24 protein-coding genes are annotated in these 24783 nt (G+C 41.5%); 12 read left to right on the top strand and 12 right to left on the bottom strand.

Going from position 1 to position 24783, the window contains the following annotated elements; translation table 11 throughout:
• Nucleotides 1-48 precede the first annotated feature (48 nt).
• The 3 genes from H9L23_RS06680 to H9L23_RS06670 are packed head-to-tail and all read right to left on the bottom strand — an operon-like array spanning nucleotide 49 to nucleotide 3094.
• A complete protein-coding gene (locus H9L23_RS06680) occupies nucleotides 49-1281 on the bottom strand; it encodes an MFS transporter (RefSeq protein ID WP_187594231.1) in 1233 nt (410 codons plus the stop codon).
• Between the two features lie 4 nt (nucleotides 1282-1285).
• Nucleotides 1286-2362 carry a zinc-binding dehydrogenase gene (locus H9L23_RS06675; RefSeq protein ID WP_187594230.1) on the bottom strand — a complete coding sequence of 359 codons (1077 nt, stop codon included), beginning with the start codon at nucleotides 2360-2362 and terminating at the stop codon, nucleotides 1286-1288.
• Nucleotides 2363-2410: 48 nt separating this feature from the next.
• Nucleotides 2411-3094 carry a phosphonatase-like hydrolase gene (locus H9L23_RS06670; protein ID WP_223191045.1) on the bottom strand — a complete coding sequence of 228 codons (684 nt, stop codon included), beginning with the start codon at nucleotides 3092-3094 and terminating at the stop codon, nucleotides 2411-2413.
• Between the two features lie 290 nt (nucleotides 3095-3384).
• Here H9L23_RS06670 and H9L23_RS06665 point away from each other — a divergent pair, with 290 nt between their 5' ends.
• From H9L23_RS06665 to H9L23_RS06655, 3 genes are all read left to right on the top strand, one after another.
• The gene (locus tag H9L23_RS06665) at nucleotides 3385-4554 is read left to right on the top strand and encodes a sensor histidine kinase (protein ID WP_187594229.1); all 1170 of its coding nucleotides are present in this window, start codon (nucleotides 3385-3387) and stop codon (nucleotides 4552-4554) included.
• A 92-nt stretch (nucleotides 4555-4646) separates the two neighbouring features.
• On the top strand, nucleotides 4647-5360 hold the full coding sequence (locus H9L23_RS06660) for a RibD family protein (protein WP_187594228.1): 714 nt from the start codon (nucleotides 4647-4649) through the stop codon (nucleotides 5358-5360).
• A gap of 149 nt (nucleotides 5361-5509) precedes the next feature.
• Nucleotides 5510-5719 carry a hypothetical protein gene (locus H9L23_RS06655; RefSeq protein ID WP_187594227.1) on the top strand — a complete coding sequence of 70 codons (210 nt, stop codon included), beginning with the start codon at nucleotides 5510-5512 and terminating at the stop codon, nucleotides 5717-5719.
• A 50-nt stretch (nucleotides 5720-5769) separates the two neighbouring features.
• Here the strand turns inward: H9L23_RS06655 and H9L23_RS06650 are convergent, their stop codons facing one another.
• Nucleotides 5770-7179, bottom strand: coding sequence for an aminotransferase-like domain-containing protein (locus H9L23_RS06650; protein ID WP_187594226.1), 1410 nt, complete (start codon nucleotides 7177-7179; stop codon nucleotides 5770-5772).
• A gap of 87 nt (nucleotides 7180-7266) precedes the next feature.
• On the opposite strand from H9L23_RS06650, the gene H9L23_RS06645 reads away from it, so the two are divergent.
• Entirely contained in the window at nucleotides 7267-8160 is an 894-nt protein-coding gene (locus H9L23_RS06645) for a DMT family transporter (protein ID WP_187594225.1), read from the top strand.
• 27 nt (nucleotides 8161-8187) lie between these two features.
• On the top strand, nucleotides 8188-8697 hold the full coding sequence (locus H9L23_RS06640; RefSeq protein WP_187594224.1) for a GNAT family N-acetyltransferase: 510 nt from the start codon (nucleotides 8188-8190) through the stop codon (nucleotides 8695-8697).
• Nucleotides 8698-8756: 59 nt separating this feature from the next.
• Here the strand turns inward: H9L23_RS06640 and H9L23_RS06635 are convergent, their stop codons facing one another.
• The 3 genes from H9L23_RS06635 to H9L23_RS06625 all read right to left on the bottom strand — a co-directional run bounded on the left by H9L23_RS06635 (nucleotide 8757) and on the right by H9L23_RS06625 (nucleotide 14067).
• Complete coding sequence (locus H9L23_RS06635; protein WP_187594223.1) at nucleotides 8757-9593, bottom strand: alpha/beta hydrolase; 837 nt, start codon at nucleotides 9591-9593, stop codon at nucleotides 8757-8759.
• A gap of 117 nt (nucleotides 9594-9710) precedes the next feature.
• Entirely contained in the window at nucleotides 9711-11345 is a 1635-nt protein-coding gene (locus H9L23_RS06630) for an ABC-F family ATP-binding cassette domain-containing protein (RefSeq protein ID WP_187594222.1), read from the bottom strand.
• 301 nt (nucleotides 11346-11646) lie between these two features.
• The gene (locus H9L23_RS06625; protein WP_187594221.1) at nucleotides 11647-14067 is read right to left on the bottom strand and encodes an outer membrane beta-barrel family protein; all 2421 of its coding nucleotides are present in this window, start codon (nucleotides 14065-14067) and stop codon (nucleotides 11647-11649) included.
• Between the two features lie 294 nt (nucleotides 14068-14361).
• Here H9L23_RS06625 and H9L23_RS06620 point away from each other — a divergent pair, with 294 nt between their 5' ends.
• The 7 genes from H9L23_RS06620 (at nucleotide 14362) to H9L23_RS06590 (ending at nucleotide 19012) form a co-directional block, all read left to right on the top strand.
• Nucleotides 14362-15243, top strand: a complete 882-nt coding sequence (locus H9L23_RS06620; RefSeq protein WP_187594220.1) for an alpha/beta hydrolase family protein — start codon at nucleotides 14362-14364, stop codon at nucleotides 15241-15243.
• A 123-nt stretch (nucleotides 15244-15366) separates the two neighbouring features.
• Nucleotides 15367-15726 carry a VOC family protein gene (locus tag H9L23_RS06615; RefSeq protein ID WP_187594219.1) on the top strand — a complete coding sequence of 120 codons (360 nt, stop codon included), beginning with the start codon at nucleotides 15367-15369 and terminating at the stop codon, nucleotides 15724-15726.
• Between the two features lie 12 nt (nucleotides 15727-15738).
• Nucleotides 15739-16179, top strand: a complete 441-nt coding sequence (locus H9L23_RS06610; RefSeq protein ID WP_187594218.1) for an EVE domain-containing protein — start codon at nucleotides 15739-15741, stop codon at nucleotides 16177-16179.
• On the top strand, nucleotides 16172-16633 hold the full coding sequence (locus H9L23_RS06605; RefSeq protein ID WP_187594217.1) for a MarR family winged helix-turn-helix transcriptional regulator: 462 nt from the start codon (nucleotides 16172-16174) through the stop codon (nucleotides 16631-16633). The genes H9L23_RS06610 and H9L23_RS06605 overlap by 8 nt, the downstream gene beginning before the upstream one ends.
• A gap of 551 nt (nucleotides 16634-17184) precedes the next feature.
• Nucleotides 17185-17475 (top strand): putative quinol monooxygenase, encoded by a 291-nt coding sequence (locus H9L23_RS06600; RefSeq protein WP_187594216.1) that lies wholly within the window; start codon nucleotides 17185-17187, stop codon nucleotides 17473-17475.
• A gap of 10 nt (nucleotides 17476-17485) precedes the next feature.
• Nucleotides 17486-18157: a type 1 glutamine amidotransferase domain-containing protein gene (locus tag H9L23_RS06595; RefSeq protein WP_187594215.1), complete on the top strand. Its 672-nt coding sequence runs from the start codon at nucleotides 17486-17488 to the stop codon at nucleotides 18155-18157.
• A 96-nt stretch (nucleotides 18158-18253) separates the two neighbouring features.
• Nucleotides 18254-19012, top strand: coding sequence for an alpha/beta hydrolase (locus H9L23_RS06590; RefSeq protein WP_187594214.1), 759 nt, complete (start codon nucleotides 18254-18256; stop codon nucleotides 19010-19012).
• Between the two features lie 57 nt (nucleotides 19013-19069).
• On the opposite strand, the gene H9L23_RS06585 is transcribed toward H9L23_RS06590, so the two are convergent.
• The 5 genes from H9L23_RS06585 to H9L23_RS06565 form a co-directional block, all read right to left on the bottom strand.
• Nucleotides 19070-19636, bottom strand: a complete 567-nt coding sequence (locus tag H9L23_RS06585; RefSeq protein ID WP_187594213.1) for a Crp/Fnr family transcriptional regulator — start codon at nucleotides 19634-19636, stop codon at nucleotides 19070-19072.
• Nucleotides 19637-19738: 102 nt separating this feature from the next.
• Nucleotides 19739-22099 (bottom strand): glycoside hydrolase family 3 N-terminal domain-containing protein, encoded by a 2361-nt coding sequence (locus H9L23_RS06580; RefSeq protein ID WP_187594212.1) that lies wholly within the window; start codon nucleotides 22097-22099, stop codon nucleotides 19739-19741.
• Nucleotides 22100-22106: 7 nt separating this feature from the next.
• On the bottom strand, nucleotides 22107-23180 hold the full coding sequence (locus H9L23_RS06575; protein WP_187594211.1) for a dipeptidase: 1074 nt from the start codon (nucleotides 23178-23180) through the stop codon (nucleotides 22107-22109).
• A gap of 8 nt (nucleotides 23181-23188) precedes the next feature.
• Entirely contained in the window at nucleotides 23189-24301 is a 1113-nt protein-coding gene (locus H9L23_RS06570) for a D-TA family PLP-dependent enzyme (protein ID WP_187594210.1), read from the bottom strand.
• Between the two features lie 11 nt (nucleotides 24302-24312).
• Nucleotides 24313-24783 (bottom strand): RidA family protein, encoded by a 471-nt coding sequence (locus H9L23_RS06565; protein ID WP_187594209.1) that lies wholly within the window; start codon nucleotides 24781-24783, stop codon nucleotides 24313-24315.

Here is a 24783-nt window from a genome sequence, read left to right as displayed (position 1 = left end):
GCGCCTCATTAAGAGAACGCCTGATATCCAGAGACTAATCTGACTGCTTTAAACAGTTTTAACTATTGGTAATTTCATAAACTTCACTGCGCCAACACTACAGGCAGACAATAGGCAGAGTACCGAAATAACAATAAAAATACTATTGGTACTTCCTGTTGTATCGATAGCAAAACCCAGTAAAGGCTCGCCAAAAGCGGCAAAAAGGTAAGCGATCATATTCATAAAACCTATACCGGTACCAGTAAGGCTACTTCCTAAAAAATCGGGACTAAGCGGAAAAAAGCAAGCCTGTGGACCATATACGAAAAAACCGGCCAATAACATCAATACCCCACCTAAAAGCAGGTTATGAACTGGTGCGACATAAATGAGAATGGCAATAATGGCACTTATCGACATGCCAAAGATAATGGCTTTGATCCGGTCTCTTTTAAACAAACTATCAGATAACATTCCGAAAGTAAGTGCCCCGGCAGCCATTCCTACAGGTAATAAAAAGGTCACCCATAAATTACCAGGATTATCTTTCCAGTTACCTCCTAAATAATGAACCGGAACCCAAAAAATAAGGCCGTAACGCGCCATACTTTCAAAGCCAAAACCAAGTGAGGCCACCATAAACCTTTTATTGCTCAATACCAAACGGTAGCGGTTTACCCAGCTTACTTCTGGTTGTTTTTCTATTTTGGTATCTTTGGCAAGATCTGGTTTATCGCGGGCGATAATCAGAAAAGCAGTTGCCGAAATTAACAGTAAAAGCACCGGTAACCTGAAAAGCATACGCCACTCATAACCCTGCTGCAATAAAATAATAGAAAGCAGGTAAGTAACTACAGAAGATAGTCCGGCGGCCATGGTGTAAAAACCAAAGGCTTTGCCCCGCTCCTCCTCACTCCACCAATTATTAATCAGTTTTGCGCCGGGCGCAAAGGCCATCGATTGAAAATAACCGTTCAAAGCCCACAGTATCATAATTAGCGTTCCGCTGTTGGCAAAACTGATGGCAACATTGGTGATGATAGAAAGATATGCGCCCACCGTAACCATTAAACGTGCACTAAAACGGTCGGCAAGGTTTCCGTTGATTAACTGCCCGATGGAATACCCCATTAGCATTGAAAAACTGATCCAGCCAATTCCCGTGTACGGAATATGCAGATCTGCCGCCATCCCTTTTGCAGCCCAACCAAAATTGTGCCTGCCTGTATAAAAAAACAGGTAACAGAACATGGTAATCAACAGCATTTTCCATTGCTGTACCCTAAATTTCTTATCCATTTTACTAAGCTTGCTGCTGATCCAGATTAATACCTACACGAAGCGGTTTATTTGCGACGGCAAAATCAAATGCCTCATTGGTATTTAAAAGATCAAATTCTTTTGAAACCACTTTTTCAAATGGAAAAACCTGATAATTCTTACTGATGAAGTTTACCGCATAAACAAAATCTTCGAAATTGTAATTATGTAAACCTTTAATGGTAATTAACTTCCGCACTATCGATTCTGCATCAACCTGCACTTTACGCGTATTAAATACCGCACCAATCCATACTGCTGTTCCACCGATGGCCAGTTTCTCGATACTATTTTCCATCGCATCAGCCGAGCCACTCATGTCAAATGCAAGTTCAATGCCTTCCGGCAATCCCACCGAAGCCCCTGTTAACAGGTGAGTTTCGTTTGCGCCAAAAGCCACCGCCTGTTCAAGCCTTTGAGGATTGATATCAGCGATGTGAATATAACTGGCTCCTGCGTCTTTACACATCGCTGCACATACCATCCCGAGTAAGCCACTTCCGGTAATAAGCACTTTTTTCGATTTAACATCTCCAGCCAGCCTTAATGCGCCAGCTACAGTAGCTACCGCGCAATTAATAATTGCCGCTACAGGCAAGGGTACTGCCGTTGAGATTTTGAGTACTGCTGTACCCGGTTTTAAGATACAATGGGTCGACAAACCGCCATGCAATGCATCATTGGCCGTAATTTGTGCATGCCCGTATTTAAAAAGCTTTTCACCTTTCTGCGGCATCCCGGCTTTCGACATGGCGGAATCAGGATCGGAAGAAAAAATACTCCAGGTTACCCTGTCGCCGATTTCCAGTTTATTTCCCAGGTAATCTTTTTCCTCATGACCTTCAGCAAAGCCTGTAATTTCGCCTACAATCTCGTGCCCCAGTACGGTTGGCACTTTCTCTTTTCGCAAGCCACAATAGGTATGCAGGTCGCTGCCACAAATTGTGGTGTAAAGGTTTTTGATCAGGATTTCCCCTTTTTGCAGGTTAGGAATTTCTTTTGTTAGCACTTCCATCGGTTGCCCTTGTCCGTTAAAAGCTACTATTCTGGCTTTATCCATTGCAATAAATACTAATATCAGGTATAGAAAGAATGTATAAATAAATTATTAATCAATGAGTGGTAACAGGTCGATCAGGTTGTCGATGATCAGATCCGGGTGAGCCTCCATTAACTGGGCCGCAGTATGTGCTCCGGTGGTAATCCCGATGCTAAGCCCACAACCTGCATTTTGTCCTTCTTCTATATCAATGGCCGAATCGCCTATTTTTACCACGCTGCTACTGTCGGTGATATTAAATTTTTTCATCGCAAATTCGATCATATCAGGATCAGGCCTGTTACGCGAAACATCAGAAGCAGTAACCAACGCATCAAACTCTCTTCCCACGCTCCAGCCAAGTTTCGTGATAATCGAATTAGCCGTAGCACTGTCATACCCGGTATTCAGCACAGCAAAAATTTTTCTACTCTTCAGTTCTTTAAACAGTTCTACCGCATTTGGCTGAGGGAGAATATCTTCAGTAGCATAAGCATGGGTTAACGCAACAATAAATTCATCATATATTTTAGCTGTAAGGGCTTCATCGCTCACACCAGCATAAGTAGATAATACCGAACGGATAGCCTGTCTTTTTTCTTTCCCTGCACCCTGCGCAAGCACCTGATCCAAACTAAATTCAAAACCCGCATTGTTAATGGCCTTTTGAAGCGTTTTATACACCAGATTATCTTCATTTACTGTGGTTCCGGCCATATCAAAAACCACCATTGCTATTTTATTCTTTTCCATTTAAAATCTAATTTATGTATTTGTTTCCCTTTTACCTGCAGGAATTAAAATGTTTAGCAAAACTAAACAATGTTTACACAAAACAAATTTTATACGTATTAATTTTTTGTTAAGTTTATGCTATCCCGACTTCAACCATAACAAATGAGCTTTATTGGCACTTATGTAACCATTATGTTGCTCATGCTATCAAATTTGACCGGGTTAAACGCGGATAAAAACGCTAAAATGATTCGCTTTTTGAATATTAAATATCGCTATCTTGTGGATCCCTATTATTTAAGGAATTTATGAAAGAATCTGCAGAAATCCTTAGTCTGATCAAAACCTACGAAACACGCGAATCGGACCTGAGACTGAACATTGCCCAACTCAAAAGCTTAAACGAGGCATTACGAATTGCAGATGAAAGAAGCGCGATACTCAACTCGATTATTGAGAGTTCTGACGATGCAATTGTGAGTAAAGACCTCAATAGTATTATAACCAGCTGGAATAATGCTGCTGAAAGGATTTTCGGTTACAGTGCATCAGAAATGATTGGCAAATCGATCATGAAAATTATTCCGCCCGACCGTGCTGAAGAAGAACCGCATATACTTGGCCAGCTGAGGCAGGGAATCAGGGTGGATCACTTCGAAACAGAACGGCTTAGAAAAGACGGTACACTGATTAACGTTTCGCTAACCATTTCACCCATTAAAGACCGCGATGGAAATGTAGTCGGTTTATCTAAAATTGCAAGGGATATTACTTATAAAAGAAACATAGAAATTAAGAAGAATGAATTTATTGGTTTTGTAAGCCACGAACTCAAAACACCCTTAACCTCCCTGCGCTCTTATATACAGGTAGCTTTGCATAAAGCCAAAAAGGATGAACAGGAGTTTATCTGCCAGGCACTTTCGAGAGCTGAAATGCAGACCAAAAAAATGGAAAATATGATTTCTGATTTTCTGAGCATTTCGAAATTCGAGGATGGCCAGATGAAAATTAATCCAGGCCGGTTTGATATGGCTAATTTGATAAGGGAAAACCTGGAGGATGCCCGAATCGCTTCAGCAAAACATGTACTGGTTTACATTGGTGCCGATGAAGCTTATGTATACGGCGATCAGGAAAAACTCTCGCTTGTACTTACCAACCTGATCAGCAACGCCCAAAAATACTCGCCCAATGGTGGCACCATAACCATAAATTGCCAACAAAAAAATCAACACTTTTTTATTAGCGTGAGTGATGAAGGTATTGGTATTTCTACTGCCGACCAAAAGCTGATGTTTGGAAAATTCTTCAGGGTTAACAGCGAACAGACTAAATTTATAAGCGGCTTCGGAATAGGTCTTTACCTCGCCTCCACTATCATCAGTCTTCATCAATCTTCTATTACCGTAGAAAGCGAACCTGCTAAAGGCTCAACATTTTCATTTCATATAGCTGCTTCAACAGAGACTGTATAAGCAAAATATTCAAGGCACTAATGCTTAAATGAGGTATTCCTGCAAACAAGACCTATATTTTTTTGTTGAAGTGAAATAAAATATAAACGAATATGAATAAGGACCTGCCCTACGTAATCTGTTTGATGATGACCTCTGTTGATGGGAAAATTTTAGGCGAAAAATGGGGCAATAGTCCAAAAATGGAATTATTGAGGGGAACATTCGAAAAAATCCACGAAGAAATTGGCATAGGTGCGTGGATTGTAGGACGTACCACAATGGAAAAAGATTTTACCGGTTTTGCAAAACCGGTATTAAAAAAGGGGCATCATCAAGTTGACCGGAATGACTTTGTTGCCGGGCAACAATCAACCACTTTTGCAATAGCCATTGATGGTAAGGCAAAATTAGGCTGGGAAAAACAAACCATGCAGGGCGACCATGTGATTACCATTCTTACCGAAGGTGTAAAAGATGCTTACCTTGCCCATTTGCAGGATATTGGCGTTTCGTACATTTTTGCTGGTAAAGATGAAATCAATTTAAAAACAGCTTTAAAAAAACTACGTAAACTGTTCGGAATCGAAAAACTGATGCTCGAAGGTGGTGCCCATATTAACGGAAGTTTCCTTAACGAGGGCCTGATTGATGAACTTCACCAATTGCTGCTGCCAGTTGCAGATGGCACCATAAAAACATCAACTCTTTTTGAGATCGACCCAAAAACCAAAAAAGATGGCGCTACCCTGCTCAAACTTGAAAAGGTAAAACAGATCGAAAATGAGGTGCTTTGGATTACTTATAAGGTCGGAAAAACGAATTAAAACACTATAAGTCAGAAAAATTATCTTTCTGACTCAATTTCGTTTATGGAGCCATAAGTCGCATCCATAGAAGAATTATGGCTACTTACCGACTTTCCATTTTATTCCAACATGGCTATATTATCTTCGTATAATAGTAATTGTATGCCATGTGGTTTTATCTGAAAAGATTATTTGTGCTTTTACTTTTGCTGCTGATGATCTGCTACGTATTTAATACTTTTGCCGCACCAATCAAAGCTACAGCATCATCAGATCCAGCAGGCGAAAGTATATGCCTTGGATCATTTGATGGAGGTTTTATTTTTTTCGCGGTGGCACTCACCATTATTGCGGTAGTCAGGATCAGGAAAACTTAGGAGCGTAATTTCATTAAGTTAGTCTTGTGATGTCATTTTCTTTCAAAACATCAGCACATTTTTGCCAGGTTTCCCAGTTGTTTTAATTTAAAATCGATTTCATTTGTCCAGGGCATCCCCATGCATATACGCAGACAATTTTCGTATTGCTCCTGTAAGGTAAACATCCGGCCCGGTGAAATGCTGATTTTTTGTTTCATGGCCAGCTCATAAAGTTTTATGGTATCTGCTCCTTTAGCCAGTTCTACCCAAATGGCAAGTCCACCATGCGGACGGCTGATTTTGGTACCTTCAGGAAAATAAGTGGCAATGGCATGGCTAAAACGCTGGTAATTTCCCATCAGCGTACGCCTGATTTGATGGATATGAACATCGTAACGACCACTTTTAAAAAAGTTGCCCACTACTTCGTGTACCAGGGATGGTGTGGCAATGGCATGAACCAGTTTTAACTTCATTATTTTATCCTTATACTTTCCCGGAGCCACCCAGCCAACGCGGTAACCAGGAGCCAGTGTTTTGGAAATGGCACTGCACCAGAGCACATTTCCCTCAGTATCAAAAGCCTTACAGCATTTAGGCCTTTGCGCCCCAAAATACAGATCACCGTACACATCATCCTCAATTAGCGGGATATTGTGCCTGGCCAACAGTTTTACGACTTCCTTTTTATGTTCATCAGGCATGCAGCTACCTAAAGGAGTATTGAAGTTTGGAATCAGCACACAGATATTGATTTTAGAAACCAGTTTTTTCAAAGCATCAATCTCAATACCAGTAACCGGATGGGTGGGCAGCTCGAGCACTTTGAGGCCAAGACTAATGGCCAATTGAAAAATACCCGGATAACATGGACTTTCAATAGCAACGGTATCTCCTGCTTTGGCTAATGCCATCAGCGAAAAAGCAAGCGCATTCATTCCGCCACTGGTGGTAATCAGGTCATCTTCGTTTAAATTCCCTCCCCAGCCCAACGAGCGGACGGCCACCATTCTGCGCAGCTCAATATTGCCCTGAAGCGGTTCATAAGCCGTACCACCTTGCAGTGATCTGCTGGCCTGGAGGATTTCTTTTTGAAGTTTTGCCAAAGGCAACAGATTTCCGGAAGGAATACCAATGGAAAAAAGTGTAATGTCGTTATTTCCCATGCTCGAGTACACTTTGGTAATCAGTTCATCAGGTTCGTTGTTACCCGGCATTAATGTGGGTTTACTAACGCCGGGAAGCGGTAAACGCTGAGCAGAACGGTTGCTCACAAAAAAGCCCGATTGGGGTTTCGAATCGATCAGTGATTGCGCTTCGAGCTCTAAAAAAACCCTTTTTGCCGTGTTCATCCCAATGGCGTATTCTTTACAGAGCATCCTTACGGAAGGGAGTTTTTCGCCAACCTTCAAAATACCATTTCTAATCTGAGCCGCTATTCCATCGGCAATTTCATTATACCTGTAAATCTTTTTCATAAACAAACTGTATCCATACAAATATACAAAACTGATACTGTATTTATCTATTTCTCTTTATCACTTTTGGTTAAGCAAATATTAGATATGATAAGCACAACAACGGGTAGCCTGGCTACCAGCAAAATTTCGGGCGGATGGCTGAACGGTTTTATAGGAGTATTGATATTTAGTGGGTCTATGCCCGCCACTAAAATAGCGGTGATGGATATGAGCCCTGTTTTTGTAACCATTGCCAGGGCAAGTATTGCAGGTTTGCTTGCACTTGCCGTGTTGATTTTACTTAGAGAGAAACGCCCCGCAAAAAGCAGTTTGTGGTCGCTTGTTATTGTCGCTTTTGGTGCCGTAATTGGTTTTCCGCTGTTAAGTGCACTGGCTTTGGCGCACATCAGCTCAGCACATTCGCTGGTATTTTTAGGATTGCTGCCCCTGGTAACGGCGATTTTTGCAGTGTTGCGTGGAGGCGAACGCCCAAAACCTGTATTTTGGTTCTTTTCAGCACTGGGCAGTTTATTGGTAGTCGGTTATGCGGTGTATCAGGGCATTAATACTTCACCTCTGGGCGACCTGCTCATGTTGGCGGCAATTGTGCTCTGTGGACTGGGTTATGCAGAGGGAGCCCGTTTATCGAAAACTATTGGTGGCTGGCAGGTCATCTCCTGGGCCCTGGTAATTTCGCTTCCACTTATGCTGCCCTTAATCTTTGTATTTAAACCGGTCTCACTATCGGCCATCAGCCCGGGTGCATGGATGGGATTAGCCTATATTTCATTGTTCAGCATGTTTATTGGCTTTATTTTCTGGTATAAAGGCCTGGCACAGGGCGGCATTGCATCAGTAGGGCAATTGCAACTGCTTCAGCCATTTTTTGGTCTGGCGCTTGCGGCTACGCTATTACATGAAGAGGTAAGTTTAAATATGCTGGCCGTGATGGTTGGCATTATCCTTTGCGTTGCCGGTTCGAAAAAATTTGCGAAATAAAATGCATTCAACAAAAAATTCAATAATATGAAAATCAGCAACAGCAAAATAGCCGATATCGAAGAAATCTTTCGCCTTTACCACAGCGCAACGGCTTTCCAGAAAACAAAATACACGATTCACTGGCCGAAATTTGAAACTTCATTGATTGAAACCGAGATCAAAGAGAACAGGCAATGGAAAATAACCATTGATGGAAAAACGGCCTGCGTATGGGCAACAACCTTTGATGATCCACAGATATGGGAAGCAAAAAATGCTGATCCGTCTGTTTATATCCACCGCATCGCCACCAATCCAGAATTTAAGGGACTAAATATGGTAGCCAAAATTGTGGAATGGGCAAAGGAATATGCAAAGGAAAATTACAAAAGTTATGTACGCCTGGATACCGTGGGCCAAAATGAAGGACTGATCAATCATTACACCAAAATGGGATTTAAGTTTCTGGGTTTGTTCGATTTAGAAAATACGGATGGATTGCCTGCGCATTACCATGGAAAACCAGTGAGTTTGTTTGAGCTTTCAGCGATATAGTCATTATATAAAAAAAGCGAAGTAGATACCTAATTAACTGATTATCAAAACAATGATAATCAGTTAAATTTTTTAACCCAGTGTTCTATTTCGTCCAAAACTATTTTTTCGCTATCAGGCTGGTTCATGCCGCAATCATGGCCCTTGCCAATCATAGGAACAAATTTGGCTACCAACCCTTTATCGGTCAATAGTTTGAACAAAAACTTAGATTGATTATCCGGTACCAGCTCATCTTTATCGCCATGAAAGAGCAATGTTGGGATTGCTTTTACATGGCTATACGCACTTACCCAGGTAAATTTTTTATTGATTTTTTGATTGGGGATATATTGTGCACCAGCCAAAAGTTCAACATTTTTTAAAAGGTTGTTTTTCTGAAGCGCTTTCATCGTTTCGGGATCATCCAAACGTACAGGAGGGCAAAGTGCAGTGATTGACCGGATATTTTTATTGCTGGTGTATCCGTACAATAAGGCAAGATGAGCCCCGGCACTGATTCCGGCAAGGTGATAACCATTTGATCTAAAATGATATTCGGGTGATTTTCGCTGTATAAATGAAAGGGCCTGATTGATATCTGAAAGAAGGTCTTTGCCGTTAACATTCTCGCTCACATAACGGTAATCAACATTGGCTACAATAAAACCCCGGTTACGTAAATCCTTAGCTGTTTTATCGGTGTACTCATTCCCTCCCATCATCCAGGCACCGCCATGGAGCAATACAATAACCGCAGTATGTTGAGTGTAGCTTGCAGGGAGGAAAAGATCAAGCTGATTCTGATCCGCCTGACCATATTTTAAATGCAGCAAATCTTTAGCTTCAGGCTGCATAAATGCATGAGATACCTGGACTAGCGATAGATGGAGGAAAAGCAACAGTATTATTTTCATAATTTTTTCTTTAATCAACAAAAATAGCCATTTCAGTAGCCGACTCATCCAAAATTCCATTAAAAACAAAAAAAGCAACTCTTTTCAGAATTGTTTTTATATCCATTGAAAAACGGTTTAGTTTTGCTCAATTTCCTTTAAACTATTCATTTTTTTATAGGCAAGGAAGCCTTTAATGTCTTCAAAATGCTCACGAACGCGTTTATTACCGAATTCGAATACTTTTTGTGCCAATCCATCCAGGAAATCACGATCATGCGATACCAAAATCAAAGTGCCATCAAAATCTTTCAATGCATCTTTAATAATGTCTTTGGTTTTCATGTCCAGGTGGTTGGTCGGCTCATCCAGGATCAATACGTTTACGGGTTCCAACAATAACTTGATCATGGCCAAACGGGTCTTTTCACCACCAGAAAGTACTTTCACTTTTTTTGTGGTATCATCGCCACTGAACATAAAAGCACCTAAAAGGTCTTTGATTTTTATGGTACCATCACTTAATGGAATCTGATCAATGGTTTCGAATACAGTCAGACTTTCATCAAGTAAAGCCGCCTGATTTTGGGCAAAATACCCGATTTTGGCATTGTGACCAACTTTTAAACCTCCTTCAAAATCAATTTCCCCCATAATGGCTTTAATCATCGTCGACTTTCCTTCACCGTTTTTACCCACAAAAGCCACTTTTTCTCCCCTTTCGATCACCATTGATGCTTTTTCGAAAACCACATGATCGCCATAAGTTTTGGTCAGTTCTTCTACCATTACCGGATATTGCCCCGAACGTGGTGATGGCGGAAACTTTAAACGCAATGCAGAAGTATCTACTTCATCAATCTCAATTACTTCGAGTTTCTCGAGCATTTTTACCCGCGATTGTACCTGTAGGGTTTTTGAATAAGTTCCTCTAAAACGATCTATAAATTCCTGGTTATCGGCAATAAAACGCTGTTGTTCTTCGTAAGCTTTTAATTGATGGATCCGTCGGTCGGCCCTTAGCTGAAGGTAATGTGTGTACTTGGCTTTATAATCATAAATCCTGCCCATGGTAACCTCAATGGTGCGGTTAGAAACGTTATCCACAAATGCACGATCGTGGGAGATCACCATTACGGCTTTTGCCGAATTGATCAGGAAATCTTCGAGCCACTGAATACTTTCGATATCCATGTGGTTGGTAGGCTCATCCAGTAATATCAGATCAGGTTTTTTTAATAAAATCTTGGCCAGCTCAATGCGCATGCGCCATCCGCCCGAAAATTCGGAAGTTTGGCGGTTAAAATCTTTACGCTCAAAGCCTAAACCTTTTAATACTTTCTCTACTTCGGCATCGTAATTGGTTTCTTCAATCGAATAAAATTTCTCGCTCAGCTCCGATACGCGCTCAATGAGTTTCATATAATCGTCGCTTTCGTAATCGGTACGGATGGTTAACTGTTCGTTTAACTCATCTAGCTCCTTTTGCATCTGGTTTACCTCCGCGAAAGCTTTCATCGTTTCTTCAAAAACGGTCACATTATCTTGTGTAAGCAAATGCTGGGGCAAATAGGCAATTACGGCTTCCTTCGGTCCAGTTACGTTACCTGAAGTAGGTTTGGTTACATTGGCAATAATTTTAAGAATGGTCGACTTACCTGCACCATTTTTACCCATAAGGGCAATTTTATCATTCTCGTTTATCGAAAAGGTTACATCGCTAAAAAGCGTGGTTCCGCCAAATGAAACGGAGATGTTATTTACATTAATCACGAAGTTGGAATATTAATTGGCGGCAAAGATAAAGGAAAGCGCGTAAATTATAGCTTTTGTACAATCAATTTTCTCTACTAGCAGCAGATTCCAAAAATTGATCATCATTTCGACTGGAGCACAGTCCCGACGTTAAAGTCGTGAGCGCAATCTTTTTACATAGTTTATAGATTTCTCCACTGCGGTAGAAATGAGACCCACCTAAAAATATCATCACCACGATAGTGTTTTTCTAAGGTAAGCCCTGGGAATGACGATTAATCTCAGCGTATCAATATCAGTCTCCAAAATCGATTTTTATTTAATTAGACGATTTTTTGGTATCATCATTACTAATGCTGCGTTCGCTCTTTTTAATTGATCCTTTAAGTTTTCCGAATTTCCAGTTCAGGCCAAAACTAATCCGCCGGAAAGGATTTTCGCGGATACGTTCCTGGGTAAAATTGACCCCTTCAGTATAACTTCTGTAAGCCCTATACTTTTGAAATGGATTGGCAACCATTGCAGAGAAAGTAAGTTTATCCTTAATGATATCTTTACTGCCGCTAAACCCCATGTAATAATAAGAATTCGACTGTCCCTGCAACATCACATCGGGTGCTCCATAATTGAAGGAGACACTGGTTTTCCAGGTTTTTTCAAATTTGTAACTCGTGGTAAAACTCGAATAACCTGTTAAACCGCTGTTTTTTGCCAGCACACCATTAATCATTCCTTCCAGCCAGATGTAGTTCAGGTTTGCACTAACATTAAGGTTCCATTTGGCGGTAATCGGATAATTGAAGTTTGCGTTTGTACCCAACAACCTGCTTTTACCAATATTGAATGAAGTTACCCTGGTGAGATTTTGAGCAGGAAGATATTCATACACCTGCTGTTGCGTATTATTGGCAAAGTTGTAACTCAGACTCAGATTGAGTGATCCTTTTTTGAAATTGCTATAAGTCAGTTCGAAATTATTGCTCAATGTAGCTTTAAGATCAGGGTTACCAAAATACTCAAAATTTGGTCTTGATTTGTCTACAAATGGATTCAGGTCCCATATCCCCGGGCGCTGGATCCGCTGGGTGAAACCCAAACTTAAACTTTGACTATTTTTCAGGGTCCGGTTAAACGAAACCGATGGAATCAGGTTAAAATAATCTGTTTTTACAGTGGTATTAGTACTTTCGAAATTGCCGGTTACAGCGGTTCCTTCCAAACGTGCTCCTGCTTTAAAAGTCCAGTCTTTAAGTTTTAAAGTGTAAGTATTGTAAACCCCGAAAATATCCTGGTCATTGCCATAAATATTGCTCTGCGAAGGGTCGATGAGGTAATTGTTCTGCGCAGGATTAAAGTTCAGGTATTGAAAATTGCTTTCCCCGCTCCTTAAAATCGCTTTCACACCAGCTTCTACGGTAAGCTTTTTAAATGGATTTACATAATCTACCTGTATGGTCTGCTCCTTTGAGCTGCTGGTATTTTCCTGCTTATAATCCGGCCCGGTAAAGTTTACCTTGTTACTAAACATCACATCATTCAGCTGAGGTTCTGAACTGTTAAAGAATTTATAAGAAAAGGTAAGCAGGTGCTCCTTTTTATCGCGGAAACCTTTTTGATAGTTGAAGGTATAATCGGTGCCGCCCCACTCGTACCTGGTGCCGCTGGCCATATCGTAGGCAGATAGTGCGGCTCCATCCATGATGTCAAAATGCTGCATCAGGTTTTGCTGGTTATAGCCACCATAAGGATTCACTTCAACGGTAATCAGGTTCAAAGAATCAATCTCATAGCTCAGCTCGCCTCCGCCCCAACCCCACTTGTTGTCTATTTTCTGAAAACCCAGTGAATATAGGCTGGAGGGAATTGAGGTTCCGCGGCTATTACGGATATCGCTTATTTTTATGCCATCAACCTGCCACACGCCTGTTCCACCGTAAAAGTTAGCACCAAATTTTCCCTGTTTTATAGTGAAGTTTCCATTCCCACTCGGTCCGCCAGGGAACTGATAACGGGCGTTCAGATTTCCATTATAGCCGTTTTCCATTTTTCTGGAAGTGATGATATTGATGATACCCGATAGGCCTTCACTCTCGTATTTTGAAGGCGGGGTAGTAATTACTTCTATTTTCTGCACACCGGCAGCAGGCATGCTTTTTAGGTATTCCTTAGGATCCCTGGTTAGGATACCTGAAGGTTTGCCATTAATCAGGATACGGTAATTGCCCGTCCCTTTAAGCTTCACATTATCATCTGCATCAACCGATAAAAGCGGCACTTTACGCATCATATCCATTACCGAAAGTACCTTACTCTCTGCATCGGCCTGGATATCATAAACAATACGGTCGGATTCCTGTTTGATGAGCGGCCTGCTTCCTGCGATGGAAACTTCACCCAGCTCATTGCTGGCAGCAGGTGTCATATTAATTTTGCCCAGGTCAGTATCGGCCTTGGCCTTAATTATGAGCTGTTTAGGTTTGTAACCTAAAGATCCGATGAGTAGCTTGTATTCTCCCTGGCCGATTCCAGGAAAAGAGAATTTACCTTGCCCGTCAGAAACCACGCTTTTTATCACGAGCGAATCTTTTTTTATGGCGACGGTAAAATATTCACCGGGTTTTTGCGTCAGGCTGTCTACAATCACACCGCTTATCTGGTATTTGTTTTCCTGGGCCTGTAATGTTCCCATAATTAAACTGCATTGAATCACAATGCAGATCATCAAAAAGTATCTGCTCATAAAAGGTTTTTTCCGGTATACAAAATATTTCTGTTCTGCTGTTTACTAGATGCAAAAGTTTTAAGAATGTTGCATCCATATCTTGAAATTGATCCAAAAAGTTTAAAAATCAGGGAGATAATTTTTTAGGGTGTATCTATTTGCTGTAATCTTTAACTGCAGAAACTGGTGAAATACAAATTTGTAACACAAAACCGCCATTCATCACTTTTATTTCCGATTCCATCACATTTATCTTTAACAGTATGTTTATCAGGATATATTGCGCAATATTTAAAGCCAAAATCAACAAAAATGAAATCCTATCTATTTATTTTGCTCTGCTGTTTCAGCACCGGATTATTTGCACAAAACATACCTGATTCTACTGCCAATGCAGACATCATCATAGAAAATGTAACATTCAAAAGTGCCGGGGTTATGCTGGAAGGCACTATATTTAAGCCAAAACAAGCCTTCGCAGCATTAGTGCTGGTACATGGTTCAGGCCAGGAAATCAGAATGGAAAAAATGGCTTCACTCCTGGCAAAAAAGGGCATCGCGGTATTAACCTATGATAAACGCGGAGTGGGGAAATCGGGTGGGATTTATGCCGGACCGGAGGTAGGAAGTAATAACATTGATTCGGCCAACCTTAACTTGCTGGCTTTAGACGCCAGTGCGGCCACTGATTTGCTTTTAACCCATTTAACGGCTAAAAATTTACCTGTGGGTTTAATGGGCTTTAGTCAGGCGGGCTGGATTATACCTTTGGCCGCAAAAAAGAATTATCACATAAACTTTATGGTATTGTTTAGCGGCCCTGTTGTTAACACGCTCGAGCAGCTCAGGTTTCAGTTTTATACGGATGGAAAGCGAAACTTTTGGGAAACACATACGGAAACTGAAGCACGTGAACACGTAAGTAAGGATCCTGACCGTTACCAATTTGCACCTACTGATCCGAGGGATGCCCTGGCTACGCTGCAAAGCAAGGGACTTTGGCTTTTTGGAGGCCAGGACATACAGATTCCGGTAGGTTTATCAATAGAACACCTCAACGTGCTTAAAGCAAAGGGTAAACCTTACGAATACAGGTTGTTTCAACCTTTGGGGCATAATACGGTTACCGATGAAACCATTCAATTCGCTGTTCAATGGATTAAAACCATTGCCAACGCTAAAAAACGGAAATAGTTAAAAAAGGATTAATGATATGAATCGTATTTCCTAAAATCGGCATGAAATTAATAATAAATATAAAGCATTTGCATATTGTTGTCGTATATACTATATTTGCGACAACAATAAATTAATTACATGAGAAAATTAGATTTTGCATCCCTGCAAGTAAGGGATTTAGACATTTCAAAAGATTTTTACACCAGCAAACTCGGCTTTGAAATAGCTGTTGTTAATCCTGCAGCCTGTATTTTTAAATATAATGAAGGAGAAGCAAGTTTTGCCATCAGAAAACCGCTAACAGACCTAACAGGCAAAGAACTTGGTATCGGTGCATCGCTCTGGTTTGCCATTGATGGAGACATTGAGGAACTGCAAACAACATTAACTGAAAGAGAAGTTACAATTCTGGGGCCGGTAAGCAATACTCCATTCGGAAGAACGCTTATTGTAAAAGACCCTGACGGATACAACATCACTTTTTTGCAACCAAACTAAGCAACGTGTAGCATGGAAAATCAAGATACAAAATATTGGATCATCGTAGCCTCAAAAGACCATGTTAAAAATGGCATAGCTGAGGGCATCGCTCAGGCCTGTAATGGGAAAGCATCCCCGCTAAGAAGAATACGCAAGGGTGATTTTATTATTTACTATTCCAGCAAACAGACAATGGGACAACCTCAGCCCTGTCAGCAATTTACCGCAATAGGCAAGGTAACAGATGAGCAGACTTACCAATTCCAGGTTTCAGAAGATTTCTGTCCCTCAAGGCGAAATGTCGAATTTTTGCCTGGTATGGCTGTTTCTATCCTACCTTTGATCGCTGAACTGGATTTCATACCTAACAAAAAAAGCTGGGGTTATCCCTTTCGTTTTGGTTTTTTTGAGATCAAACACCACGACTTTGAACTGATATCTTCTCAAATGCTACTAAAAGACTATGCCTAAAAAAATAGAATTCCATTTTAAGAGCCCGCTGGACAGCCCAGGCTACCTGCTTGGACAGCTAACGATGTTATGGCAGCGTAAACTAAAGCGTGTGCTTGACCCTTTGGACCTTACCCATACCCAATTTGCATTGCTCTGCGCACTGGCCTGGCTTTCTAAGGAAAGCAATAATGTTACCCAGGTAGATATTGCCAACCAGGGCAATGCAGACCGGATGATGGTATCGAAGGTATTGCGAACACTGGAGGAAAAAAAATTCATTACCAGACAAGAGCATAAAACCGATACCCGGGCAAAGACCATCAGCCTGACTGAAACAGGGGAAACTGTGCTACAAAAAGCCATTGTCTCTGTGGAAAACGCAGACTTAGCATTCTTTTCTATGCTGGATAAGGATCTGCCCATCTTTAATTCCAATATGGCCTCATTAATAGAAATGAACAAAAGCGATTAATCTATCAGGAAATGGGGATTTCGCTAAAAGTGTGCACCAGATTTGATTTCCAAATTGCACCCCACTTTTTACAATTTAGTCTTGATTTGTATCATAAAAATCAATCCGAATATATCCAATCCAGACGAATCCGGTCTGGGATCTAAAATGACGACAATAACGCTGCCAGCAACTAATCATTATCAATAGCTGATCTGCAGCAATAATATCCTTACACCTAAATAAGGGCATCCGGGCCAGCAACTGATTCAGGAATAACCGGCACAGGAACTTTAAAACCATTGAGTATTTTTCACTTCATCAACCTTTAAGGAGTTTATAGCGCTTGAGTAAATTTCAGATTGTCTCCTCAGCGACTTTAATTTTGATCTCCTTATTAAAAGTGATGTAAATCACATTAATCAGCCCTGATTTTGAATGTGATTTACATCACCTGCTTTTCTTTTTTATTAGGCCCACCTTTGAACTGTCAACCAGGCAATACCTCATCAAAGTAAATCAGATCAGGTAGAAGTTTAATAAATGAATTCACTAATAAAGAAAAAAATAACATGGAAAAAGAACTGATAGTAAAATGGAAAATCAAGGAAAGTGAAACGCAGGGAATTTTAACACTGCTTGAAGAACTGGTTGAAAAAACCAGAAATGAACCAGGCAATATCTCCTATCATATCTATCAATCGGTAGAAAATGCCAACGAGCTTATTTTACATGAGCGCTATGCAGATGCTGATGCCGTAGAGAAACATAAAACTGCTGATCATTATCAGAAAATCGTACTGAAACAGATCATTCCACACTTAGAAATCCGTGAAGTAAACCTTATAAAAAAACTTTTTTAATCAAAATATCATGTCAAAAAGAATATTAATTATCGTTTCCAATGCAAAAGTAATTGGACCAAAAAACAGGAAAACCGGTGTATTTCTTGATGAAGTAGCCCACCCTTATATAGCATTTGATGATGCAGGTTACCAGATCGACTTTGCCAGCATTACCGGAGAAGTTCCAAACCTTGATAATATGGAGGCAAAAGACGAAGAATCGAATGCCAGGTTCCTTCAGGAAGGCGGATGGGAAAAAATGCAGCATAATACTAAACTTGCTGACGTGGATGCAAGTATTTATGATGCCATTTTTGTTCCCGGAGGTTTAGCCCCCATGGTTGATATGCCAGAGAATGCCCTGCTGAAAAAAGTAATTGCCGAAACTTACGAAAGAAAAGCGGTAGTGGGTGCCGTATGTCATGGACCGGTATCATTGCTGAATGTAAAACTTAGCGATGGCACTTTCCTTTTAAAAGACAAAAACATCACTTCGTTTACCAATGAAGAAGAAAATCATTATGCAAAAGACGATGTCCCGTTTTTGTTGGAAAGCGCACTTACTGCGCAGGGGGGTAAATTTCATGCGGCGGCACCATGGTCTGATAACAGCATTGCCGATGGCAACCTCGTAACCGGCCAAAATCCAGCATCTGCAAGGGGTACTGCCCAAAAAGTAATTGCAATTTTAGAAGCATAATATCATAAAGCCTGAATCCTGAACATTAGCCCGGAGCAACCGTTCAGGATTTATTCCCACAATTTAAACACATCATCTTAAACCAAAATACAAATCATGAAAACGCTAAAATTTTATTCACTTATATTGCTAGCCTTAATGGTTAATGCAAGCATTTATGCCCAAAATGCAAATACCGAAAAACCAACCATCATTTTTGTACATGGAATATGGGCCGATGGTTCAAGTTTCGCTTATCAAATTGGCGCTTTACAGGCTAAAGGTTATCAGGTAATTTCCGTGCAAAACCCAATTACATCATTAGCTGATGATGTTGCGGCTACCCAAAGGGCTATTGATCAGGTAAAGGGTAAGGTACTATTGGTTGGCCACTCCTGGGGTGGTTTTGTTATTACACAGGCCGGAAATGACCCCAAGGTAATCGGAATGGTTTACCTGGCGGCTTACGGACCGGATTTAGGCGAATCCTTATTGGCCGTATCTGCAAATGGTCCAAAAACCGAACTCACCAAATACCTTGCGCCAACCAACGGTTTTGTTTATATCTCTGAAGCAGGCGTGAAATCTGTATTCGCCAACGACCTGAGCCCGAAACAACAGGCTTTGGTTTATGCAACACAAACACCTGCTTTCCATACCGTGTTTGAAGATAAAAGTGGTACACCTGCCTGGAAAAATAAACCAAGCTGGTATGTATTAGCCAAAAACGACAAAACTATAGCCCCTGACCTGCAGCGTTTTATGGCAAAACGGATGAACGCAAAAACCATCGAGATTGAATCGAGCCATGTGGTAATGATCTCGCATGCCAAAGAAGTATTAAATGTAATTGAAGCAGCTGCCAGCGCTAAATAAAATATAACAGGGACAACGTTATGCTTTGTCCCTGTTTGTAAGATAAGCTTTGATTTTCTAATACAATCTGCTCAGTGTTTCGCGGGAAACGCCTAAATAGGCCGCAATAAGCTGTTTGGGAACAATGTTATACAATTGAGGGTACATAGCCAATAACTCTTCGTAACGGGTTTTGGCATCGTTGTTCATAAATGACAGCAATCTTTTTTGCGAAGCTACATAGCCCCTATTAGAGCGCCAGCGAAAGAAATATTCAAGGGGATAAATTTCTTTACACAGCTTTTCCCTATCCTCACTGGATAGGCACAATACTTCTGCATCGGTCACACAGTCAAGATTAACCGTTGCAGCATCCCCGTTGTATAGGGAATTAAAGTCAGACGCCCACCAGGTAGGCATGGCAAACTGCAGGATAAACATCTTTTGATCATCGTTGATAAAAAATGTCTTCAAACATCCTTCCAGCACAAAATACTCACAGTCTACGCGATCGCCTGCAGTGATAATGGCCTCACCTTTTTTGAATGATAAAGGTTTAAAATGCGAGTAGAAATAATCGAACTCGGCATCCGTCAGGCTAATGGTTTTGGTGAGATGGTTTTTTAAGATTTCCTGTGGAGACATATAACAACAAAATCGGGGATCATCAAAGATATAAAATCTGTGAGATACATCATATCAGGAATACATTTCGCCAGGCGAAGAATTAATAGCTCAAAAAATCAATTATTTCAGCTGCGCAGACAAAGCGATATCATCGGAAGAAGGACCAACCATAATATTCAGTTCGCCTTCATTTACCCATTGCATAGCTGCATTATAAATCTTCAAATCTTCGGCTTTAACATTAATGGTCAGGTGTTTTTTCTCCCCTACTTTTAACAATACTTTTGTAAAACCTTTAAGTTCCTGAACCGGCATCACCACACTGGCATTTTTATGGCCGATGTACAATTGTGGAACTTCTTCACCAGCTACATTCCCTGTATTTTTCACATCAAATTCGACCGTAATTCCACCGGCCGCTGTGTTGCTTTTGCCCACTTTTAAACCTGAGTATTTAAAAGTAGTGTAACTGAGGCCGAAACCGAAACTGTAAAGCGGTTTTGCATCACCTTCTAAATAAGGTCTTCTTAGTGAAGCCATTACATTGTAATAAACCGGCAACTGCCCAACCGATTTCGGGAAAGATATGGGCAGCCTGCCCGAAGGATTGTAATCACCAAATAAAACATCAGCAATTGCCGTTCCTCCACCTTGCCCCGGATACCAGGCATTTAAAATGGCATCGATATTTTCGGCGGCATAATTCAGGTTCAATGGCCGCCCCATAATCAAGACCAAAATTATTGGTTTACCTGTTTTTTTCAATTCGCTTAAAAGTTTCATTTGGTTGCCCAGCATATCTAAGGTAGAGCGGTCGAAACCTTCACCACTTTCCATATCCGAAAGTTTTTCTTCTGATTGTTTTACATTTGCCGCACCCGACTCCTGGTATTCGGTTTTAAAATCCCTTGCACTCGACCCGCCCAGAACTACAACAGCAGCATCAGCCTCGCGGGCTAAGGCCACCGCCGCTTCGATATCATTTGAGCTGGTATCGCGTACATCGCAGCCTTTAGCATACATAATCTGTGTAGCATTTCCCAGTTTGTTTTTGATTCCCTGTAATACGGTAATCACATTTCCCTGATCTTGTGGAGCGGTATAATCGCCAAGCTGGTTGTAAACATTATCGGCATTCGGACCAATTACAGCCAGTTTTTTGATGTTTTTATTTAATGGCAAAACAGCATTTTTATTTTTGAGCAGGATCAGCGACTCTCTTGCCACCTGAGCAGCCAGGTTTACTTTCTCAGCGTTCCTTACTTTCGCCAAAGCTTCTGAAGGATCTACAAAAGGCTTTTCGAAAAGGCCCATGCTAAATTTAACCCGCAGTACGCGGCTTACTGCTGTATCTAAAACAGCTTGTTGTACCTTACCGCTCTTAACTGCACTTACCAATGATTTTCCAAAACCATAACCACTTAAATCTGCATCAAGGCCTGCATTAATGGCCAGGGCCGCAGCACCTTCGGCATTAGCCGCTACATAGTGATTGTTATAAAGCCCTGAAATGCTGCCTAAATCTGAAATACTGAAACCTTTAAATTTCCATTCTTTGATCAGCAGTTCCTTGAGCAGATATGGGTTGGCAGTACAGGGAATTCCATCAATAGAATTGTAGGCTGTCATCACCGAAAGTGCGCCGGCATCAACCGCAGCCTTAATGGGTGGCAGATAAAACTGGTTGAGGCCTCTTAAACCTACAGAAATGCTTCCGCCGTTATGCCCGCCTTCAGGTGCACCATAAGCGGCAAAATGTTTTAAGGTAGATACCACATTGTATCCACTTTTTAAATCTGTACCCTGAAACCCCTTTACCATAGCAACGCCCATTTTACTGATCAGCCATGGATCTTCTCCATAAGTTTCTTCCACTCTCGACCATCTGGGTTCTCTTGCCAAATCAAGTACGGGGCCATATCCTATATGCCCGCCCTGTAAACGTGTTTCTTCCCCAATTGCAGCTGCCATCTTTTCAATCAGCATGGGGTTCCAGGTACTGGCCTGGCCTAAAGAGGTTGGGAAAACAGTTGCACCGATAGCCATGTGACCATGAGGGCACTCTTCGGCCAGTAATATAGGGATACCCAGTCTGCTTTGCTCCATTGCATATTTCTGGATGGCATTTGTGGCTTTAGCGGCTAATTCGGGATTTAAACCGTTTAATAATGTCTTCTTGGTCCAGGGATCTGCTCTTAATGTCGCCCAGAGCATCCCGGTAAATTCTTCTTTAAGTGTCTTTTTAAAAGCTTCACTTACCGCAACTGTATTTCCGGTTTTTTCATACATTGGCCAGCCAAGCGGGGTAGAAATCTGTCCTACTTTTTCTTCCACAGTCATCCTTAAAAGCAGATCGGCAATGCGTTTTTCGGTTGAGGCCTTCGGATTTTGATAAACTGCATCCTTATTTTTCTTTTGGGCAGAAAGACTTCCGCTGAAAAAGGATAAAAATAAAATGCTATAAACTATTATTTTCTTCATGTTGATTTTATGCTTTCCAGGCCTTGCGCAAAAACCTGATCCAATTGCCATTCATTAAATTTTCGATATCATTTGTATTATAACCGCGTTTGGCAAACAAAGCGGGTATTTTGTCCAGATCGGCAATGCTTTCCAGGTCGTAAGGGCATTGCTCTCTGCCAAATGCACCATCCAGATCAGAACCGATACCCACGTGATTGGCATTACCTGCAAGCTGACAGATGTGATCGATGTGATCAATCATCACTTCAAGGTTACAGTTCATTTCTTTTGGGCTGGATATTCCCCTTTGCCATCCGGGCACCATCATCCAGGCATCTAAAGCACCACCAATTACTGCCCCGCGGGCAATCAGTGCTTTAATCTGCTCATCGCTAAACTGACGGTTATGGTTCACCAATGCCCTGCAATTGTTGTGCGAGGCCCAAACATGACCGTTGAAATGATCGAGCGCATCCCAAAAACTATCGTCGCATAAATGTGTCGCATCAAGAATAATATTGAGCCTTTCCATTTCGGCAAGCAGTTTATACGCTCCCGGACGTAGTTTGCCGGTGGCATCTGTGCCCTGTGCGTATCTGCCCGGACCGTAATGCGCCGGACCAATAGCCCGTAACCCATTATCGTAAGCCCTTTGAAGATAATCGACGGAAACGATGGAATCGGCACCTTCCAGGCTTAAAATATAGCCAACAGGTTTCTTTTCGGTCGGGGAATCTGCTTTCCACAGAGCCAGGTGTTTTTCTAAACTCTGCAGATCGTTTACCTGATACATTTCACCAGCTTCTTCCATGGCCTTATACCATGCCAGCTGTCCCTGGGTTTGTGCCCAGGCCTGTTCAGGAGAATGCCAGCCAGGCAAGTGATTATCGGGCGCCACAAACCGGGCAATTTGAGTAGCCACCACCAAACCTACATTACCTTTGCGAAGTTCGGGCAAAGATACGGTTGCTTTAGCCCTGTCGGGTTTATCGGATAATCCTTGTTCACGTTCGTTTATTTCGGCCAGCGGACGTGTTAAATCACGGTTCCATTCCAGCGCGTTCATACTTAAATCAAGATGGGCATCTATCGTAAACATATTGGCTTTTATATCGTTATTTTTCTTTTTCTTGAACTGATATTCCAGATTTGATCAGCATGGGCTGAAGAAACGGAAGTGGCATTTTCGTAAAGGGCTACCGTTGGACATATATGATAAGGCAAACCATAAAGCAGATCGCCTATTTGATAGCTGTGATTTTCTCCGGCATCCAAAACCAGGTGTTCTTCACTTTGACTAACTGGTATAAGTTCGGGTGCATTTAAAAAAGCGACCCTTTTATCGAGTGGTTTTTCTGCTGCAACGGCTTTATGTCCGAGGTCGCAGCAGATCAGGTTAATTCCGGGCAGCGAAACAATTCTCGATACCACCAAAGCAGCAGTAAAAAAATGCTGTTCTTCAAAAGCATCCTGATAACCTTTATCCCAAAGCGCAAAAGTACCGGGACTACAATCAAAAGCAGTTTGTGTATTGTAAATGGTAAAAGTTGGTGTTCCACCGGCAACAATAACCGGTTGCTGTTTAAGCCTGCTATTGATTTCAGCACTTAAATAGTTGAGGACATCAATTATTGTCCTGGCTTTTTCGGAGCGTATGGGGAACCCACTATCATGTATGTGTCCATCATAAGCATGTAAACCTTTTAAGATCAGGCCTTCCATTTGAGCAAGTTTGGCATACAGATCCAATACATTTACCGGAAGAATCCCCGTGCGGTCCATCCCCACATTTACATCAATAAAAACCACGCTTTTCAGCTTATTGCTTTGTGAAAGCGTAGCCAATACCTGCGCGGTGGTTTCATTATCGACCAAACAGCTGAACCTGGTTAATGGATATTGTTGTTGAAGTGTGATAAAGCGATTTACGTTAGGGCCGATTGGCTGATAGGCAAGCAATACATCAGCTGCGCCACACAAAGCCAGCATTTCTGCCTCGGCAATGGTAGCACATTTAAATTTCGAAATGCCGGCATCCATCAAAAGTTTGCAAACCTCGGCAGATTTATGTGTTTTAACATGCGGACGCAAACGGCTTATATCATCAATCATCGAGATCAGCAACTGAATGTTTGCCTTGATGCGATCTTCGTAAAAGACTAAACCGGGCGATTCAACCGAATCAGGCCGCTCCAAATGATACCATTGCTTTTCTGTCATGGTCAACGGACTTAATACAGTTCAAATAAAGCTTCAATTTCTACCGGGATATTATCGGGCAGTGAGCCAAAACCAACGGCACTGCGTACACCGATCCCATTTTCGCTGCCCCAAACCTCGGCGAAAAGTTCGCTGCAGCCATTAATGATAAAAGGATGTTTTTCAAAATCAGGCGTACAATTTACCATACCCAAAACCTTGATTACCCTTTTAATTTTATCCAGGCTTCCTAAATTGGTTTTAATGGTGGAGAGCATGGTTAAACCCACTTGCTTTGCGGCAACTTTACCCTCATCCTGATTGAGATCAGACCCTATGCGGCCAATAATCAATGATTTATCATCCTGAACAGGACCATGCCCGCTCAGGTACAGGTATTTCCCATCAATAAGATAAGGTTTATAAACGCCCAATGGTGCTGGTGCTGGTGGCAGATTTAAACCAAGTTTTTCAAAGCGTGCATCTGCAGATAAATTTTCCAT

Source organism: Pedobacter roseus (assembly GCF_014395225.1).
Classification (GTDB): Bacteria; Bacteroidota; Bacteroidia; order Sphingobacteriales; family Sphingobacteriaceae; genus Pedobacter; species Pedobacter roseus.
The sequence above is the reverse complement of the archived record's forward strand: the minus strand, read 5'-3'. Positions and strand labels throughout refer to the sequence as shown.

What these genes read in the sequence shown, in the direction of transcription:
- H9L23_RS06680 (WP_187594231.1), bottom strand. Translation starts at nt 1,281, where the DNA reads ATGGATAAGAAATTTAGGGTACAGCAATGGAAAATGCTGTTGATTACC.
- H9L23_RS06675 (WP_187594230.1), bottom strand. Translation starts at nt 2,362, where the DNA reads ATGGATAAAGCCAGAATAGTAGCTTTTAACGGACAAGGGCAACCGATG.
- H9L23_RS06670 (WP_223191045.1), bottom strand. Translation starts at nt 3,094, where the DNA reads ATGGAAAAGAATAAAATAGCAATGGTGGTTTTTGATATGGCCGGAACC.
- H9L23_RS06665 (WP_187594229.1), top strand. Translation starts at nt 3,385, where the DNA reads ATGAAAGAATCTGCAGAAATCCTTAGTCTGATCAAAACCTACGAAACA.
- H9L23_RS06660 (WP_187594228.1), top strand. Translation starts at nt 4,647, where the DNA reads ATGAATAAGGACCTGCCCTACGTAATCTGTTTGATGATGACCTCTGTT.
- H9L23_RS06655 (WP_187594227.1), top strand. Translation starts at nt 5,510, where the DNA reads ATGTGGTTTTATCTGAAAAGATTATTTGTGCTTTTACTTTTGCTGCTG.
- H9L23_RS06650 (WP_187594226.1), bottom strand. Translation starts at nt 7,179, where the DNA reads ATGAAAAAGATTTACAGGTATAATGAAATTGCCGATGGAATAGCGGCT.
- H9L23_RS06645 (WP_187594225.1), top strand. Translation starts at nt 7,267, where the DNA reads ATGATAAGCACAACAACGGGTAGCCTGGCTACCAGCAAAATTTCGGGC.
- H9L23_RS06640 (WP_187594224.1), top strand. Translation starts at nt 8,188, where the DNA reads ATGAAAATCAGCAACAGCAAAATAGCCGATATCGAAGAAATCTTTCGC.
- H9L23_RS06635 (WP_187594223.1), bottom strand. Translation starts at nt 9,593, where the DNA reads ATGAAAATAATACTGTTGCTTTTCCTCCATCTATCGCTAGTCCAGGTA.
- H9L23_RS06625 (WP_187594221.1), bottom strand. Translation starts at nt 14,067, where the DNA reads ATGAGCAGATACTTTTTGATGATCTGCATTGTGATTCAATGCAGTTTA.
- H9L23_RS06620 (WP_187594220.1), top strand. Translation starts at nt 14,362, where the DNA reads ATGAAATCCTATCTATTTATTTTGCTCTGCTGTTTCAGCACCGGATTA.
- H9L23_RS06615 (WP_187594219.1), top strand. Translation starts at nt 15,367, where the DNA reads ATGAGAAAATTAGATTTTGCATCCCTGCAAGTAAGGGATTTAGACATT.
- H9L23_RS06610 (WP_187594218.1), top strand. Translation starts at nt 15,739, where the DNA reads ATGGAAAATCAAGATACAAAATATTGGATCATCGTAGCCTCAAAAGAC.
- H9L23_RS06605 (WP_187594217.1), top strand. Translation starts at nt 16,172, where the DNA reads ATGCCTAAAAAAATAGAATTCCATTTTAAGAGCCCGCTGGACAGCCCA.
- H9L23_RS06600 (WP_187594216.1), top strand. Translation starts at nt 17,185, where the DNA reads ATGGAAAAAGAACTGATAGTAAAATGGAAAATCAAGGAAAGTGAAACG.
- H9L23_RS06595 (WP_187594215.1), top strand. Translation starts at nt 17,486, where the DNA reads ATGTCAAAAAGAATATTAATTATCGTTTCCAATGCAAAAGTAATTGGA.
- H9L23_RS06590 (WP_187594214.1), top strand. Translation starts at nt 18,254, where the DNA reads ATGAAAACGCTAAAATTTTATTCACTTATATTGCTAGCCTTAATGGTT.
- H9L23_RS06585 (WP_187594213.1), bottom strand. Translation starts at nt 19,636, where the DNA reads ATGTCTCCACAGGAAATCTTAAAAAACCATCTCACCAAAACCATTAGC.
- H9L23_RS06580 (WP_187594212.1), bottom strand. Translation starts at nt 22,099, where the DNA reads ATGAAGAAAATAATAGTTTATAGCATTTTATTTTTATCCTTTTTCAGC.
- H9L23_RS06575 (WP_187594211.1), bottom strand. Translation starts at nt 23,180, where the DNA reads ATGTTTACGATAGATGCCCATCTTGATTTAAGTATGAACGCGCTGGAA.
- H9L23_RS06570 (WP_187594210.1), bottom strand. Translation starts at nt 24,301, where the DNA reads ATGACAGAAAAGCAATGGTATCATTTGGAGCGGCCTGATTCGGTTGAA.
- H9L23_RS06565 (WP_187594209.1), bottom strand. Translation starts at nt 24,783, where the DNA reads ATGGAAAATTTATCTGCAGATGCACGCTTTGAAAAACTTGGTTTAAAT.